Annotated in this window: 16 protein-coding genes; 9 read left to right on the plus strand and 7 right to left on the minus strand. The window is 72.0% G+C overall.

What is annotated here, in order from left to right; genetic code table 11:
• Positions 1-71: 71 nt before the first annotated feature.
• From GPA10_RS01825 to GPA10_RS01835, 3 genes are all read right to left on the minus strand, one after another.
• Positions 72-1,013: an N-acetylneuraminate synthase family protein gene (locus GPA10_RS01825; RefSeq protein ID WP_058848267.1), complete on the minus strand. Its 942-nt coding sequence runs from the start codon at positions 1,011-1,013 to the stop codon at positions 72-74.
• A gap of 13 nt (positions 1,014-1,026) precedes the next feature.
• Positions 1,027-2,331 (minus strand): N-acylneuraminate cytidylyltransferase, encoded by a 1,305-nt coding sequence (locus GPA10_RS01830; protein ID WP_058848266.1) that lies wholly within the window; start codon positions 2,329-2,331, stop codon positions 1,027-1,029.
• Between the two features lie 119 nt (positions 2,332-2,450).
• Positions 2,451-3,842, minus strand: coding sequence for a DUF6716 putative glycosyltransferase (locus GPA10_RS01835; RefSeq protein ID WP_343040191.1), 1,392 nt, complete (start codon positions 3,840-3,842; stop codon positions 2,451-2,453).
• 198 nt (positions 3,843-4,040) lie between these two features.
• Here GPA10_RS01835 and GPA10_RS01840 point away from each other — a divergent pair, with 198 nt between their 5' ends.
• The 3 genes from GPA10_RS01840 (at position 4,041) to GPA10_RS01850 (ending at position 7,744) form a co-directional block, all read left to right on the plus strand.
• Complete coding sequence (locus GPA10_RS01840; RefSeq protein WP_058848264.1) at positions 4,041-5,021, plus strand: glycosyltransferase family 2 protein; 981 nt, start codon at positions 4,041-4,043, stop codon at positions 5,019-5,021.
• Between the two features lie 98 nt (positions 5,022-5,119).
• Positions 5,120-6,529: a polysialyltransferase family glycosyltransferase gene (locus GPA10_RS01845; protein WP_343040280.1), complete on the plus strand. Its 1,410-nt coding sequence runs from the start codon at positions 5,120-5,122 to the stop codon at positions 6,527-6,529.
• Between the two features lie 291 nt (positions 6,530-6,820).
• Complete coding sequence (locus GPA10_RS01850) at positions 6,821-7,744, plus strand: class I SAM-dependent methyltransferase (protein WP_157163913.1); 924 nt, start codon at positions 6,821-6,823, stop codon at positions 7,742-7,744.
• A gap of 113 nt (positions 7,745-7,857) precedes the next feature.
• On the opposite strand, the gene GPA10_RS01855 is transcribed toward GPA10_RS01850, so the two are convergent.
• Positions 7,858-8,886 (minus strand): ABC transporter permease, encoded by a 1,029-nt coding sequence (locus GPA10_RS01855; RefSeq protein WP_343040192.1) that lies wholly within the window; start codon positions 8,884-8,886, stop codon positions 7,858-7,860.
• Positions 8,887-9,014: 128 nt separating this feature from the next.
• Here GPA10_RS01855 and GPA10_RS01860 point away from each other — a divergent pair, with 128 nt between their 5' ends.
• The 3 genes from GPA10_RS01860 to GPA10_RS01870 all read left to right on the plus strand — a co-directional run bounded on the left by GPA10_RS01860 (position 9,015) and on the right by GPA10_RS01870 (position 11,436).
• The gene (locus GPA10_RS01860) at positions 9,015-9,641 is read left to right on the plus strand and encodes a TetR/AcrR family transcriptional regulator (protein ID WP_157163914.1); all 627 of its coding nucleotides are present in this window, start codon (positions 9,015-9,017) and stop codon (positions 9,639-9,641) included.
• Between the two features lie 236 nt (positions 9,642-9,877).
• Entirely contained in the window at positions 9,878-10,432 is a 555-nt protein-coding gene (locus GPA10_RS01865; protein WP_343040193.1) for an RNA polymerase sigma factor, read from the plus strand.
• Positions 10,429-11,436 (plus strand): hypothetical protein, encoded by a 1,008-nt coding sequence (locus tag GPA10_RS01870; protein ID WP_157163915.1) that lies wholly within the window; start codon positions 10,429-10,431, stop codon positions 11,434-11,436. Before GPA10_RS01865 ends, GPA10_RS01870 begins: the two co-directional genes overlap by 4 nt.
• A gap of 48 nt (positions 11,437-11,484) precedes the next feature.
• Here GPA10_RS01870 and GPA10_RS01875 read toward each other — a convergent pair whose 3' ends face one another.
• Both GPA10_RS01875 and GPA10_RS01880 read right to left on the minus strand, forming a co-directional pair.
• On the minus strand, positions 11,485-11,712 hold the full coding sequence (locus tag GPA10_RS01875) for a DUF397 domain-containing protein (RefSeq protein WP_343040194.1): 228 nt from the start codon (positions 11,710-11,712) through the stop codon (positions 11,485-11,487).
• Entirely contained in the window at positions 11,618-12,538 is a 921-nt protein-coding gene (locus tag GPA10_RS01880; protein ID WP_425505659.1) for a helix-turn-helix domain-containing protein, read from the minus strand. Before GPA10_RS01880 ends, GPA10_RS01875 begins: the two co-directional genes overlap by 95 nt.
• Here GPA10_RS01880 and GPA10_RS01885 point away from each other — a divergent pair.
• On the plus strand, positions 12,531-12,920 hold the full coding sequence (locus GPA10_RS01885) for an ATP-binding protein (protein WP_425505640.1): 390 nt from the start codon (positions 12,531-12,533) through the stop codon (positions 12,918-12,920). The two genes, GPA10_RS01880 and GPA10_RS01885, sit on opposite strands and share 8 nt — an antisense overlap.
• On the opposite strand, the gene GPA10_RS01890 is transcribed toward GPA10_RS01885, so the two are convergent.
• Positions 12,917-13,522 carry a TetR/AcrR family transcriptional regulator C-terminal domain-containing protein gene (locus tag GPA10_RS01890; RefSeq protein ID WP_343040195.1) on the minus strand — a complete coding sequence of 202 codons (606 nt, stop codon included), beginning with the start codon at positions 13,520-13,522 and terminating at the stop codon, positions 12,917-12,919. The two genes, GPA10_RS01885 and GPA10_RS01890, sit on opposite strands and share 4 nt — an antisense overlap.
• Positions 13,523-13,592: 70 nt before the next feature.
• Here GPA10_RS01890 and GPA10_RS01895 point away from each other — a divergent pair, with 70 nt between their 5' ends.
• Together GPA10_RS01895 and GPA10_RS01900 are read left to right on the plus strand one after the other, a co-directional pair.
• Positions 13,593-15,098: an FAD-dependent monooxygenase gene (locus GPA10_RS01895; protein WP_157163916.1), complete on the plus strand. Its 1,506-nt coding sequence runs from the start codon at positions 13,593-13,595 to the stop codon at positions 15,096-15,098.
• Positions 15,095-15,631: a winged helix DNA-binding protein gene (locus GPA10_RS01900; protein ID WP_157163917.1), complete on the plus strand. Its 537-nt coding sequence runs from the start codon at positions 15,095-15,097 to the stop codon at positions 15,629-15,631. The genes GPA10_RS01895 and GPA10_RS01900 overlap by 4 nt, the downstream gene beginning before the upstream one ends.
• Positions 15,632-15,637: the final 6 nt, after the last annotated feature.

Genomic DNA, 15,637 nt, shown 5'->3' on the forward strand with positions numbered 1-15,637 from the left:
GGAGCCGGGCGGGTGCCCGGCCCCGGCTCGGACGGCGTGCCCGGGGCCGGGTCCTTCCGGCCCGGCGGGTGTCAGACGCCGACCGGCTCGCGCTCGGTGGCGCCGGCCTCGGCGACGACGCCCGCGACCCGGCGGAGCTTCTTCATCGGGCCGAGCTCGGACTCGTACACCTTCTTGACGCCGTCACCGAGGGACGCCTCGATGGTGCGGATGTCGCGGACCAGGCGGGACAGGCCCTGCGGCTCGACGGACGCGGCCTGGTCGGAGCCCCACATGGCGCGGTCGAGGGTGATGTGGCGCTCCACGAAGGTGGCGCCGAGGGCGACGGCGGCCAGCGTCGTCTGGAGGCCCGTCTCGTGGCCGGAGTAGCCGATCGGGACGTTCGGGTACTCGGCCTGAAGGGTGTTGATGACGCGCAGGTTGAGCTCCTCGGCCTTCGCCGGGTACGTCGACGTGGCGTGGCAGAGCAGGATGTTGTCGGAGCCGAGGACCTCCACGGCGTGCCGGATCTGCTTCGGCGTCGACATGCCGGTGGAGAGGATGACCGTGCGGCCGGTGGCGCGCAGGGCGCGGAGCAGCTCGTCGTCCGTGAGGGAGGCGGAGGCCACCTTGTGGGCCGGGACGTCGAACTTCTCCAGGAAGGCGACGGCCTCGGTGTCCCACGGGGAGGCGAACCAGTCGATGCCGCGCTTCTTGCAGTGCTCGCTGATGGCCTGGTACTCGGACTCGCCGAACTCCACGCGGTGGCGGTAGTCGATGTACGTCATCCGGCCCCAGGGGGTGTCGCGCTCGATGTCCCACTGGTCGCGCGGCGTGCAGATCTCCGGCGTGCGCTTCTGGAACTTCACCGCGTCACAGCCGGCGTCGGCGGCCACGTCGATGAGCGCGAGGGCGTTCTCCAGGTCGCCGTTGTGGTTGATGCCGATCTCACCCGTGATGTAGACGGGGTGGCCGGGCCCGGCGGTCTTCGAACCGAACGTGCGCAGGCGGGGGTTGGCAGCCGTGTTGCTCATGGGGGAACTGTCCTTAACTGTTGAGGGAGGGGCCGAGGATCCAGGCGGCGATCTCTCGGATCGCGCCGTCACCCCCGGGGACGGAGGTGACCGCGCGTGCGGCGCCGCGTACGACGTCGTGGGCGCTCGCGACCGCCACGGGCCAGCCGACAAGGCCGAAGCACGGGAGGTCGTTGACGTCGTTGCCGACGTAGAGCACGCGCTCGGGAGCGATGCCCTGCTCCTCGCACCACTGCTTCAGTGCGAGGTCTTTGCGGTCGATGCCGTGCAGGACCGGGATCTTGAGCTTCCTGGCCCGTGCGGCGACGACCGGGTTCACCTCCGTGGACAGGATCAGCATCGTCAGGCCCGACCTGCGCAGGGCGGCGATGCCGAGCCCGTCACCGCGGTGCACGGTGACGAACTCCCGTCCGTCGGAGTCGATCAGCACCCGGTCGTCCGTCTGGGTGCCGTCGAAGTCGAGTACGACCGCGTCGATGTCGGCGCGGGTGGGGAGCGCGCCGTCGCGGTCCGCGTCGAAGAGCGGCGCGAGGGCGCGGGCGCGGGCGAGATCGTGCGGGTCGTCGATCTCCAGGACGCGCGCCGGGTCGGTGCGCACGGGCTCGGTGTGCCCGAAGAAGCGGTGCTTGTGCTCGCGGAAGCCGGTCGCGTCCATGCCGTAGACCGCGCCGGTCTCCAGGAGGTCCTGGGGGCGGTCCTGCCGGCGGGGGCGGAAGGACTTGTCGTGGTTGACGCCGTAGCCGCCGGAGGTGGTGGTGCCGGTGACGACCTTGGTCGTGCCGCCCCGGGCGGCGGTGTCCGTGCGCTCCTCGATGGCGGGCTCGTCACCGGCGTCGCGCCAGATGAAGCCGTGGAAGGGCGCGACGGTGTGCGCGGTGTCGGCGCCGCCCGCGGTGATCGCGGCGACGACGCCGTCGACGTCCTCACGGACGATGAAGGGGCTGGTGCACTGCACGAGCAGGACCACGTCCACGCTCACGCCGTGCCGCTCCTCGTACCCGTCGAGGGCGTGCAGGACCGCGGCCTCGCTGGTCGCGGTGTCCCCGGCGATGGCCGCGGGCCGCAGCACCACTTCGGCGCCCGCGGCGCGCGCGGTCTCGGCGATCACCGTGTCGTCCGTGGACACCACGACATCGGTGACCAGCGGCGACGCCACGCAGGCCCGGATGGCGCGGGCCACGAGCGGAACACCGCCGACCGGCGCCAGGTTCTTGGCGGGCACCCCCTTGGAGCCGCCGCGCGCGGGGATGACGGCGAGGACGCGGCGCTCCGGGTCGCCTTCCGGGTGGGGCGGGCCCGCTGGGTGGGGCTTGGACATGGAGGCTCCTTCAGGGATGCCTGGTAGGGGGCTTTGCGGGGAGGGCAGCCGCGTGTTCCGGCCGGTGCCCTGGGGCGGGACGACGGGGCCGCGGGGGCCGCGGCCCGCGTCGGGCGCCGTCACAGCTCGCCCATCCGGCGGATGACCGGTGCGACCCGCTGCACGCCGTGGCGGTAGGCGCCGCGCGCGGCGCTGCGGACGGCCTGGCGCACCGGCCCCGGCTCGCGGTCGGCCGCGGGGGCGCCGGGCAGCGGGGCCGCGTCCGGGCCCAGGTGGTGGCGGGCGAGGATGCCGGGCAGATAGCCGGGGGCGGTGACCTGGGTGTAGTACGGCCGGATCGGCGGCAGGGCGCCGTCGCGGGCGCGCTCGGTGAGTTCGGCGACGCGCTCGCGGGCCTCGTCGAACGCCGTCTCGTACGCACCGTCGGCGGCGACGCCCTGGCGGGCCACCCACGCGGGGTCGGGCACCGGGCTGTGCCCGGCGTCCAGCTGGTCCCAGGAGGCGAGGCAGCCGGAGCCGATGAAGGCGTGGTTGCCGAGCGCCTCGCGCACCCCGAGGTCGGTGAGGACGGCCGTGGGGATGTTGCGGTGCAGCGCTTCGAGGGCCGCGGTGGAGCTGACGGTGACGAGCAGGTCGGTGCGGTCGAGGACCTCGCCCATGTGCCCGTAGACGAGACGGAAGTTGGGCGGCACGTCCTCGCCGCGGACCAGCTTCTGGTACGGGAGTTCCTCGATGTGCGTGGTGTGCTCGCCGGGCTTGCTGCGCAGCTTGAGCAGGACTTCGCGCTCGGGGTGGCGGCGGGCGTGCCGGATCAGGCGGGACAACAGGTGGCTGCGGTCGGCGCGCTTCTCCGGGACGGAGGGCTGGGCGGCGAAGACCACCGTGTACGGGGTGGAGCGGTCGTCCGGGGCGTAGGGCTCGCCGCCGAGGAAGGGCAGCGCGGCCTCCACGACGCCGGACGCGTCGGCGCCGACCCCTTCGTAGACGTCGCGGAAGCGCTCGGCGTCCTGACGGGAGTTGGCGAGGACGACGTCCGCGCCGTGCCGCAGGAGAAGACCGTCGGCCAGCTTCTCGTAGACGACGCCGACGTAGCCGGTGACGACGACCGGGCGCCGCGGCGCGCCGTCGAAGACGCGGGCGAGGCCGTGCAGGACGGCCTGGACGGCGCCGCCGACGAGGGCGAGCACGATGATGTCGTACGGCTGTTCGCCACCGGCCGTGCTGTCGGTGCTGTCGGTGTTCTCGACGTTGTCGACGTTGTCGACGTGGCCCAGGAACTCTATGGCGGTGACCTCGCGCATGCTGTCCGCGCGGACTCCCACCTCTTCGAGCTGGCGGGGTGTCGGGGTCGCACGGCCGCGCAGGAGGTAGCCGTCGAGATGGAACCCCGCTGGAGTGTCCCCGCCCCCGGTGGTCCGCACGAGGCGCTTCGCGGTGAGCGAGCCCCATTTCCACCGGGTGTCGGAGTCGGCGAGCACGGCGACCCGCGTCGTCTTGTTGCTTACTGGCACAGCGAAGACGCTAGGAAGCCATTTCGATTGATGGCCCAACTCAGGTGCAACAAACGGTTAACAGCATGCCGACGAATGGCGAAGCAGGCTGGCAAACGTGTGACGGGATGCCCGGTTAACCGATCCGCCACGCTTCGTTCACCTGACATACCACCGTCGGCCAAGACGAATGCCGTGGCGACACCTAACGTCTCGCACGTGGTTAAGCTCTCCGTCATCGTGCCGTTCTACAACGTGCAGCAATACGCGCCCGACACCTTGAAGTCCCTGCACGCGAACGCGCGCGACGACTTCGAATTCATTTTCGTCGACGACTGTTCGACGGACGAGACGCCCGACGTCCTGGAGCGGGCCGCACGCGAGCTCCCCGGCGCCGTGCACCTCAGACATGAACAGAACGGGGGCCTGGCCACGGCCCGCAACACGGGTCTGGACGCGGCCCGCGGCGAGTACATCACCTTCCTCGACGGCGACGACTGGCTCGCGCCCGGGTACTACCCGCGGCTGCTCGCGGCCATCGAGGGCCTCGGCTGCGACTTCGTCCGCACCGACCACGTGCAGTGCACGGCCCGCGCCCGCAGCGTGCACCGCGTGCCGCACGGCCTGCGCGACGTGGTGATGTCCCCGCGCGACGTGATCCTGCCCGCCGACCGCTCCACGTCCGTGGACTACGCCTTCGCCTGGGCGGGCATGTACCACCGCCGCCTGCTCGACCAGGGCCTGCTGCACTTCACCCACGGGCTGCGCACGGCCGAGGACCGGCCGTGGATCTGGCGGCTGCACCGGGAGGCGTCGTCGTTCGCGGCGGTCGGGATGCTCGGCGTGTTCTACCGGCGCGGCGTCGCCTCCTCGCTGACGCAGATCGGCGACGTCCGCCAGCTCGACTTCATCAAGGCGTTCGACCAGGTGGTACGGGAGACGGCCGAGGACAGGGACGCGGACGTGCTGCTCCCGAAGGCGGTCCGCACGTATTGCGCGATCATCGCCCACCATTTGGGATCCATCGAAAGGTTCGAGCCAGCCGTGGCCCGGAAACTCAAGGCGCTGAGCGCCGCCGCGCTCAAGCGCATGCCGCAGGGCGTCCTTGAGGAGGCCCTCGCCTCCATGGACGTGCAGCGCTCCACCCGTCTGCGCCGGCTGCGCCGCCGTTCGGGCGGCGCCGGGGAGGTCGCCGCGTGAGCGCCGCAGGCAGGGCCGTGCCCACCGACCCCGCAGACCGGGCCGCATCCGCCGCCCCCGGGGGCCGGACCGTGCCCGACAGCCCCGCGAGCCGCGCCGTGCCCGACCCGCACACGGCCGCTCTCGACGCCGCGCGCCCCGACGCGGGCCGCCGCACCACGCAGATCTTCTTCGCGTCCACGCTGTACGGCGTGGCCACGCTGGCCGCCGCCCTGGACGCCGACCGCTTCGGCCCCGCCGACCGGCGCGTGCTGCTGATCGCCAACAACGCGGCGACCCCGGAGACGACGCCGTCCGTCGACACGATGCCGGGCTTCGAGCGGCTGCGCGGCCGCTTCGACGACGTGCTCTCCTGGAACGAGGCGATCTCGCCGTTCCACCCGGGCGGCTGGTCGCCGCGCGGTGACGACCTGCCGCTGTGGCAGCGCTATCTGCGGCTCGCCTGGGGCCTCGGCGACGACCGGGTCGAGCTGGCCGTGGAGTCCATCCAGGTCAACCCGGCGCTCGCGCTCGCACGGATCTTCACGGGCGCGCCCGTGGACGTCTACGCGGACGGCCTGATGAGTTACGGCCCCACCCGCAACAAGATCGACCCGCTGGTCGGCACCCGGGTGCGGCGGCTGCTCCACCTCGACCTGGTGCCCGGCCTGAAGCCGCTGCTGCTCACGGAGTTCGACGTCGAGCCGGAGCTGGTGCCGACGGAGGTGTTCCTGAAGGTCCTCGCCGAACTGGCGGACGACCAGGAGGAGTCGGCGCCGGCCGACGCGCTGCCGCGGATCGAGGAACCGGCGCTCCTCCTCGGCCAGTACCTCTCCGCCCTCAACATCCTCACCGCCGAGGAGGAAGAGGAACTGCACGCGCGGATGCTGCGCGGCGCCGCGGCGCTCGGGCACACCCGGGTGGTGTTCAAGCCGCACCCGACGGCTCCGGCCCGCTGGTCGCGGGAGCTGGAGAAGGAGGCGGAGCGGATCGGCGTCGAGCTGACCGTCCTCGACACCCCGGTCCTCGCCGAGGTGCTCTACCAGCGGATGCGGCCCGCCCTGGTCGTCGGCTGCTTCTCCACGGCGCTGCTGACCGCCTCGGTGTTCTACGACCTGCCGGTGGCCCGGATCGGCACGGAGACGCTCCTGGAGCGCCTGAAGCCGTACGAGAACAGCAACCGCATTCCGGTCACCCTGGCCGACGCGCTGCTGCCCGACCTTTCGGACCGCGCGGCGGTCACCGGATCCGGCCGCGGCGAGCCGGATCTGCCGGCCCTGACGGCCCTGGTGCGCGCCGTGGGCTTCGCCATGCAGCCGAAGATCTACCCGAACCTGCGCCCGGCCACGGAGCGCTATCTCGCGACCCATCTGAACGACACCACCTGGCGCTACTTCAAGCGGCGCAGGCTGACCGCGCTCGCGCTGCCGGGCGGGATCCCGGTGCAGCTGGCCTTCATCCCGCGGAACGCGGCGGTCCGCAAGGTCGCGCGGCGGGCCCGGTCGATCAAGCGCGCCGCCCTGGGGTGAGGCGGCCGGCCGGGGCCGGAGCGGGCCGGCCGGGGCTGGAGCGGGGCGCCCGCCGGTGCCGGGAGCGGGGCGGGCGGGCGCGCGCCGAAATGCCCCGGATCACCATCACAGGTAATGTGAAAATCCGCCTGAGTTCACGCGGAATTCATTTCTCCTGACCTTCTCGGCCGTCTCGCGGATGCCTCCCGGCTGTCCAGAAGCAGCATTGCGGTACGCGCCTTGACCGCACCCGGGGAATCCCCCTAGTTTCCCGGGGTACTTGCGTCCGCAACAAGAGAGTGGTTTCCCCTCATGCCTGCTGCGCACGACATATCCACGCCCCCTCAGCAGCTCGACGACGTCCCGGGCTGGTTCCCCCCGCTGGACCAGGTGCTCTTCGACTGGTTCCTGGACCGGCAGGAGGAACGGGCCGTACACGGCGACCTCCTGGAGATCGGCGTGTACATGGGAAAGAGCGCGATCTTCCTCGGCCGTCACCTCGGGGACGCCGAGCGCTACACGGTCTGTGACCTCTTCGAGGGTGAAGCCCCGGACGGGGCCAACTCCGCCGAGTCCAGAAAGTCGTACTCGGCCCTGACCAAGCAGGCCTTCGAGCAGAACTATCTGTCCTTCCACGACGAGCTGCCGCGCGTCCTGTTCGGCCCGAGCTCGATGGTGCCGACCGAAGTGACGCCCGCGTCCTGCCGTTTCGTCCACGTCGACGCCTCGCACCTGTACGAGCACGTGTACGGGGACATAGCCGCGGCCCGGGACGCCCTGGTGCCCAAGAACGGCATCGTGGTCCTCGACGACTTCCGCTCCGAGCACACGCCGGGCGTGTCCATCGCGGCCTGGGAGGCGGTGCTCAACCGGGGCCTGCGGCCGGTCTGTCTGAGCACCCAGAAGCTGTACGGCACGTGGGACGACCCCGAGGCCGTGCAGGAGGACCTGCTCGCGATGGTGCGCGGGCGCGACGACTGCCACCTGAGCGTGCAGCAGGCGGCGGGCCACCGCATCATCCGGGTCAAGTCCAAGAAGGGCATGGCCTCTCCGCCCTTCCCGAAGTCCCGCCACTACCGCGCCCCGGCCCCGGCTCCGGCCCCGCGCCCGGTCGCCCCGGTCGCCCCGGCCACGGTCACCCCGGCCCGCCCGGCCGCCCGCCTCCGCGCCCGGCGCCTCGCCAAGGACCTGCTGCCGCCGGTGGTGACGCGGGCGGTGCGCAAGGCCAGGTCGTAGGGGTTCGTAGCGGGAAGAGGCCGTAAGGGGCCGGGGCGTCGGTTCAGAACCGACGCCCCGGCCCCTTGGAACCTGCCCGCTCGGACAGCAGGGCCGGCTGCCGCCGATCGCTCTCACCGGCCCGCTGTCGGCTCTTCCCGTAGCGCCGGTCGTGCCTCGATGGCCCCGTCCGCGCCCGCCGCCACGCTGGTACCGCCGGGCCGGCCGCGGTTCCACCGTCCGCCGAACAGCACCAGGGACAGCCCTGCCAGAGTCCAGACGCTGAGCGTGAGCACCGGTCCGCTCGCCGCGTTCCCGTCGAAGAAGGCGACCGAGCGCAGGAGTTGTGCCCCCGAGCCCACGGGCAGCCACTGGCCCAGCGCACCGACCGGCTCCGGCAGCATCTCGGGCGCGGAAGTGACGCCGGAGAACGGATTGCCGAGGAAGACGTTGAGCATGGCCCCGAGGCCGATCCCGGGCGCGCCGAGCACGGCCGCCAGCCCGGCCACCGCCGCACTGCCTGCCAGCGCCGTCAGCGCGAAGGCCCCGGCCTCCGCCCACCAGCCGCCGCCGAGGATGCCCAGCCAGCTGTCCGTGATCGCCGCGCCGACGAGGCCGATGCCGGACGCCGCACCGACGAGGGCGACGACGGCACGCGCGCCGCGCAGCCCCAGCAAGGTGACCCCGGCGCCGGCGATCACACCGGCCAGGGCGAGCGGCAGCATGCTGGAGCCGAGCGCGGAGCCACGCGGGTCCTCTTCCGGCGCTGCCACCACGTCATCGACCACGGGCTTCGCACCGGGGGCGGCGTTCTCTGCCGCGGCCGCGGTGAGGAGTTGGGCGACCACCGGGCTCGCTGCACTGGCGGTCAGGACCTTGGGGCCGTCGGGGGTGAGTACGAAGGCACCATAGATGTCCCGCTCCTCGATCGCCGCACGGGCTGCGCTCTCGGTGGGGTAGGCGGTCACGTCGAAGGCGCCCTCGTGTGCACCGAGCCGCTGGGCGAGCTGTGCGGTGGCGTGCGGCGGGCCGGCCACGCCGACCGGCAGCTCGCGGGGCTCCAGGCGGGCGTTGGGCCAGACGAACGCCATGAGGGCGAGAGCGATGACCACGGGGACCAGGATGATCGCCGCGATGGTCTTGCGGTTCTGAAGCTCAAGCACGGCACAGACCTTCCTGACCTTCAGGGCGACACTTCAAAAGAGAAGGATCGTTCGTTTTAACCATGCCGCCACCGTCCCGCAGGGCGCCCACCTTGTCAAGAAGGAACGTTCGCTTTAATCTTGGCTCCATGGCACGCGTATCCCAGGCCCACCTCGACGCAAGGCGACGTCAGATCCTGGACGGCGCCAGGCGCAGCTTCACCCGCAACGGCTTCCACGCCACGTCCATGCAGGACGTGCTGACGGAGACCGGCTTGTCCGCCGGCGCCGTGTACCGCTACTTCCGCGGCAAGGACGAACTCATCGAAGCCGTCGCCTCAGAGGCCTTCGCCGACGTCAGCGCGGCGTTCGAGACGGCTGCGCACGGCGCGCCGCTGCGGCCGCTGCGGCCGCTGCACGAGGTGCTCACCGAGGTACTCGACGCCGTCCTGCGGAAACAGGCCGAGAAGGCGGGCGCCACCGACCCGCAGGCATTCCCCCGCCTGGTGATCCAGGTCTGGGGCGAGGCGGCGCGCAACGAACCCCTGCGCAGGACCCTCAACGACGGGTACAGCCGGATGCGCGGCATCTGGGGCGAGCTGATCGAGGACTACCAGAAGGCGGGACAGCTGCGCACCGACGTCCCGCCGGACCGCATCGTGCGTACGCTGCTGGCAGTGATCCAGGGCTTCATCATCCAGCGAGCCCTGTTCGACGAGGGCGCGGGCGAGGCCATCAGCGATGGGCTGCGGGCGCTGACAACGATGCAGGCCTAGGGGCGACTCGCTCCATCGCCCGAACACGGTCCGCTCGGGCAGCGCGAGGCCTCCGGCAGGGACAGCGACTTCAGCGCCTTTGACCCGAGGGTATCGAGCCGGTCCCTTACGGCTTTCCGGCCCGCGCCTGGTCACGCCTGGTCATGCCTGGTCACGCCTGGTCCGCGAACGCTTCGGCGCCCGCCCGGCAAGTACGGGTCGAGACCGCCGACCGGCGGTCCTGAAGGGGAGGCCTTGTGATCGAGGACCCGGACGACCAGGAGGGGCGGCACCGTACGGTGCGGGACCCCGTCGCCTTCGCGGCACTCGTGGAACGGCACGCCACCGACCTGCACGGCTACTTCGCGCGTCGCGCGCCCCAGGCCGCCGACGATCTGCACGCCGAGCTGTGGCTGCGGGCGTATGCGGCGCGCCGTGGTTACGACCCCGAGCGCGGCTCCGTAAGGGCCTGGCTGTTCGGGGTGGCCAGGAACGTGCTGTCGGCGCACTGGCGGCAACGCGCCGCCGATCGGCCCGGCTTGCCCCGGTCCGCTGGGGGCGACGATCCGTGGGCGGCTGTGGACGACCGCCTCGTGGCCGCCTCGATGGCACCGCAGCTGCGCGCGCTTCTCGCGCAACTCCCCTCCACGGAGCGGGAGTTGCTCCTTCTGGTCGCCTGGGAGCAGCTCTCCCCCACCGAGGCCGCCGCCGTCGTCGGCATCCCCGCCGCCACGGCCCGCACCCGACTGCACCGCGCCCGCAACCGCATGCGTGACGGCGCCGCCCGCCACATGACTGGAGACCCGACATGACCGAACGTAGCGAGCGTGACGAGATTCTGGACTTTCCCGGCGCCGACCAACTCGTCGCGGCCGGTGCCGTGGCCCCGCCCCCTGCGGATCGCATCGCCGCCGCGGTCGATCTGGTGACACCTCGCACGGAGCGCGAGGCCGAAGGCACGACCACGACGCCGCTGATCGTCCTGGGGCGCCCCGGTACCGGGGCGGAGGGCCCGCGAACCGCAAGCGGGCGAAGCCGGTTCCCGCGCCGCCGCCGGTTGCTGCTCACCGCCGCGGCGATGGCCGTGCCGGCGGCGGGCGCGGTCGCCTACCCGGTACTGGACGTCGGGGGCGAGCCCGCCGCCACGGCCTCGGCGGCCACGCGGTTCCTGAACGAGATGGCCGAGGTCTCGGGTGCGGCGTCGGCACCTCACGGCAAGTACTGGATGTCCCACTACCTGTCGAAGGACGGCCCTCCCGGCAGGGCCCCCGTCACCGTCACCGTGTACAGCGACCGCTCGGGCAAGAGCTGGATCCGCGACCCGAAGGGCAAGGTGGCCGTGTCGGGCCACAACATCGCCGATTGGCGCGTGGGCCACCGGCGGCTCTCCTGGGACGGTCTGAACCAGCTCCCCACCGATCCGCAGAAGCTGAAGGCCCACTTCCCCAAGAACACGGCGGACCGGTTCTTCCAGATCATGTCGTTGCTGGAGGAGTCCCCCGCCGGCCCCCGGCTGCGCTCGGCGCTGTTCCAGATCGTCGCGAAGACCCCCGGAGTGCGGATGGCTCCGAACGTCAAGGACAGCCGGGGGCGGCTCGGCACCGTGATCAACCTGCACCGTCGTGCGGAACCCGATCCGAAGGCCGCCCTCGGCAAATCCAAGCCATCTGTTGCGTCCCCCGCCTACGTGGACGGCCCCTACTACTTCATCGCCCCGAGGACCGGCCGCGTCGTGGAGAGCACCAGCGACCTCCACGGCAAGCCCACGGTCCGCACCACCTACCTGAAGGTCGGCTGGACGGACAGGATCGGCTGACCGGTCGCCCGGCGTGCCCCGGCCCGGCGCCTCCGCCCGGCCGGGGCGCTACGCCGGGACGGGGCGGGCCGGCGCGAGCGGCTGCCGCACGAACGCGGTCCACGCCTCCTCGGAGGCGATCAGTATGGGCCCCTGCGGGCACTTGCTGTCCCGGACGGCCCGGACGGCCCGGACGGCGCCTTCAGCGACCTCGACGCACTCGCCGCCCTGCGTGTTGCTGTAGCTGGACCTGCGCCACACGGCGGCGCTCAGGTCGGGTCGGGATTCGTACGTCACGGTGGGTGCCCTCCATCACGGAACGGATCAGATCTGCCGACTCGTCCAACCCAAGCGCCTGAGCCTGCACATGTTCGAACGCCAGACCGTACTCCGTGACGATACCCACCTGTTCGACGAGCTCACCCGAGTGCGAACCCTCCAGGTAGACCACGTCTGGTCGCCGGGGAAACGACAGTACCGTTGCTGAGCCCCCCAAGAGCGGTTGGGCACCGCTCTCGTACGGTAGGACCTGCACCCGCACGCGGTCGTAGCGGGCCATCGCCTCCAGCACGTGCCTCAGTTGCTCACACATGACGGCTGCGCCGCCGACTGGGCGGTAGAGCACACTCTCGTCGAGGAGCGTCCAGAGCACGGGAGGGGCAGCCCGGTTCAGGATGTCCTGCCGCATGAGCCGCGTGGTCACCATGTTTTCCAGTCGATCGCCGACGCTGGGCCGGGCCACGGTCAACAGTGCCCGCGCATATCCCGCCGTCTGGAGCAATCCAGGCACGGTGTGGGCCTGATACTTGCGAATGACGCTCGCGCGCGCCTCCAACTCCACATACCGCCGAGCCCAGTCCGGAATGGACTCCCGCTGCACGTGCTCCCACAGCTCGCTCAAGTCGCCGCCCGCCCCCAGCAGGCGGTCAAGCGCGTCGCAGACATCCTTGGGCGGGCTCTCCTTGCCCAGTTCGTACTGGGCGATGCGGCTGTGCGCGACAGGCACCTGATCGCCCAGTTGCCGCTGGGTCCAGCCGGAGCCGACGCGGAGGAGCTTTGCGGTGACGACGGACGAAGGAGAAGTGATTCTGCGGTGGCCACGGCATCCACGCTCGGTGAGCAGAGCACGGCAGGAACTGCGGAAGAACCTGGCCGACTGGGGCGCGGCGGACCTTGAGGACGCCGCACTCGTCGTGCTGTCCGAGTTGCTGACGAACGCGGTACGGCACGCACGCGCAAGCCACGGCCGGGAGATCGAGACCCGCTTCCGCCGCCTGGAAAGCGATCGAAGCGGTGGAAGCGATGGAAGCGGTGGAAGCTGTGTCGTGCGGATCGAAGTGCACGACAGCGACGCCGAGTTGCCGGTCGTGCGGCCGTACGGGCCCTGCGCGGACGGCGGCCGGGGGCTGCCCATAGTCGCCGCGCTGGCCGAGCGGTGGGGCGTGACCCCCAGGAACGGCCCCGGCAAACAGGTCTGGGCCGAGCTGCGCGCGCCCACGGCCTAGCGCAGAGCCCCCACCCCCGCCACCACCGCCGCGAGCCCCGCCTCGAACCCCGCGTCGTGGTTCTGGAACATCTCCTCGCCCGCGGCCGCCGCCAGCGGAAAGTCCCGCAACCGCTCGGCCCGCGCGGCGAGGTCGTACCCCTCCGCAACGCCCCCCGGGCCGGCCCCCGTGGCCTGCTCCTCGATGACGTGGCCGACGGTGTAGCTCGTGGCCGTCAGCAGGGCGCGGGCAGCCGCGGCCGGGGCAAAGCCCGCCTCGGTGAGGGTGCGGAGCTGTGCCTCCACCGGGACCGCGTACGACGTGTCCGTGAAGCGCGTACCGCTGTACACCTTCGCGCCGTCGCGGTAGCGCAGCAGCATGCGGCGCAGGCCGTGCATCGCCGACGTGAGCGAGGCCTGCCAGTCGGCGGCGTCCGCGTCGCCCCCGAGGCCGGGGGCGGCGCGCCGCACCATCTCCGTCGCCATCTCGTCCAGCAGAGCCTGCTTGTCCTTGAAGTGCCAGTACAGGGCGGGCGCCTTGACGTCCAGTTCCTTGGCGATGGCGCGCAGGGTCAGGCCGTCGAGGCCGGTCTCGTTCAGGAGGTCGAGGGCGACTGACGCCACTCGCCGCCGGTCCAGTCGTGTCGTCGGGGGCACATTGACAATTTAACACCGTTAAGTCGATCCTCGATGCATGAAACTTAACGACGTTAAGGACGTGGACGTTCTCGTGGTCGGGGCGGGCCCCACCGGCCTCACCCTCGCCTGCGATCTGGCCCGCCGGGGCGTACGCGCCCTCGTCGTCGAGCGGGCCGCGGGACTCTTCCCCGGCTCGCGCGGCAAGGGCATACAGCCCCGCACCATGGAGGTCTTCGACGACCTCGGCGTGGCCGAAGCCCTCCTCGCGGCGGGCAGTCTGCCGCCGCCCGGCATGGTGTGGCGCGACGGCACCCGGCGGGGCGCGTACCGCATGTTCGAGGAGGCCGAGCCGAGCGCGTCGGCCCCGTACGCCGGGCCGTGGCTGGTGCCGCAGTGGCGTACGCAGGAGATCCTGTACGCCCGCCTGACGGAGCTGGGCGGGACCGTCGCCTTCGGTACGGAGGTGACGGGCGTCGCCCAGGACGCGGACGGGGTCACGGTGCGGCTCGCGGACGGCTCCACGCTCCGGGCCGCGTACGCCGTCGCCGCCGACGGGGGCCGCTCCGCCGTACGCCGGGCGCTCGGCATCGGCATGACGGGCGAGACAGTCGACCCGCAGCCCATGCTCGTCGCCGACCTGCGCCTCGCCGCGGGCGCCCTCGACCGGGACAACTGGCACATCTTCCCGGCGGACGGCACCGACCCGGCCGCGGGCGCCGCGGGCACCGGCGGCTTCGCGGCGATCTGCCCGCTGCCCGGCACCGAGGACTACCAGCTGCTCGCCCGGTTCACGGACGGCACCGCACCCGACCTCTCCCCCGACGGCGTCCGCAAGGCCGTCGCGGCCCGCACCCACCTGTCCGCCGACGACGTCACCGAGGTGCGCTGGGCCTCCGACTTCCGGCCCCGGGCGGCGCTCGCGGACAGCTTCCGCGCGGGCCGCGTCTTCCTCGCGGGCGACGCGGCGCACGTCCACTCGCCCGCGGGCGGCCAGGGCCTGAACACCAGCGTGCAGGACGCCTACAACCTCGGCTGGAAGCTGGGCGCGGTGCTGCGGCACGGCGCCGAACCCGCACTGCTCGACACGTACGAGGAGGAGCGGCGACCGCTCGCCGCACGCATGCTCGACCTGTCCACCCGCATCCACCACGGCACCGCGCGCCGCGGCGCCGACACTCTCCAACTCGGCCTCGGCTACCGGGACTCGCCCCTGTCCGCCGATGCCCGCACCCCGGCCGAGCGTGCCGCCCTGCCGGACGGCGCGCCCCTGGCGGGCGACCGCGCCCCGGACGCCGCACTGGAGCAGGGCGGCCGACTCTTCGACGCCTTCCGGGGGCCGCACTTCACGCTGCTCGCCGTCTCGGTGGGCGAGCTGCGACTTCCGGCTTTCGAGGCGGGGTCGGTGCGCGTGGTGCGTACGGAAGCGGGCTGCCCCCCGTACGCATCCGGTCTCCATCTCGTCCGGCCCGACGGGTACGTCGCCTGGGCGGGCCGGGACGGACAGGGCCTCACGGAGTATTTGACCTCAAGCAAACTTGAGGTCCTACGTTCGTACGCATGACGAACACGACCAGCGCAAACACCGGCGCGAACGCGAAGACCGCGCCCTTCAGCCCTTCCCACAGCGACGCCGAACTGATCAACCAGCCGATCGGGTACTGGAGTTCGGCGGCTGCCAAGGCCGTCGTCCACCACATCCGCGCGATGCTCGCGGAGAACGGCCTCACCCAACCGCAGTGGTGGGTCCTCAACCAGGTCGACGGCCACCCGGAGGGCCGGGACCGCAAGGACGTCGTCGAGATCCTGCGCGGATACCTGGAGTTCGGCGAGGGGCCCCTGCACCACGACATCGACTCCCTGATCCGGCGCGGGCTGCTCACCGAGGGCACTGGGAGCACCGGGGGCGGAGGCAGGGACAGCGGCCCGCTGCACACCACACAGGAGGGGTCGAAGCTGCGCGAGCGGGTCGCCGCGCTACAGGTGAGGACTCGCGGGGAGGTCCACGACGGGATCGACGACGCCGACTACGTACGGGCCCTGAAGGTGCTCCAGCGCATGATCTACAACGTGGACGGGCAGGCCTGGCACCACTGACGGTGT

Source organism: Streptomyces typhae, from assembly GCF_009755605.1.
GTDB lineage: Bacteria > Actinomycetota > Actinomycetes > Streptomycetales > Streptomycetaceae > Streptomyces > Streptomyces typhae.

Coding starts and splice junctions, on each gene's coding strand:
- GPA10_RS01870 (WP_157163915.1), top strand. CDS start 10,429: ATGACCGAACGTAGCGAGCGTGACGAGATTCTGGACTTTCCCGGCGCC.
- GPA10_RS01825 (WP_058848267.1), bottom strand. CDS start 1,013: ATGAGCAACACGGCTGCCAACCCCCGCCTGCGCACGTTCGGTTCGAAG.
- GPA10_RS01850 (WP_157163913.1), top strand. CDS start 6,821: ATGCCTGCTGCGCACGACATATCCACGCCCCCTCAGCAGCTCGACGAC.
- GPA10_RS01895 (WP_157163916.1), top strand. CDS start 13,593: ATGAAACTTAACGACGTTAAGGACGTGGACGTTCTCGTGGTCGGGGCG.
- GPA10_RS01830 (WP_058848266.1), bottom strand. CDS start 2,331: ATGTCCAAGCCCCACCCAGCGGGCCCGCCCCACCCGGAAGGCGACCCG.
- GPA10_RS01860 (WP_157163914.1), top strand. CDS start 9,015: ATGGCACGCGTATCCCAGGCCCACCTCGACGCAAGGCGACGTCAGATC.
- GPA10_RS01900 (WP_157163917.1), top strand. CDS start 15,095: ATGACGAACACGACCAGCGCAAACACCGGCGCGAACGCGAAGACCGCG.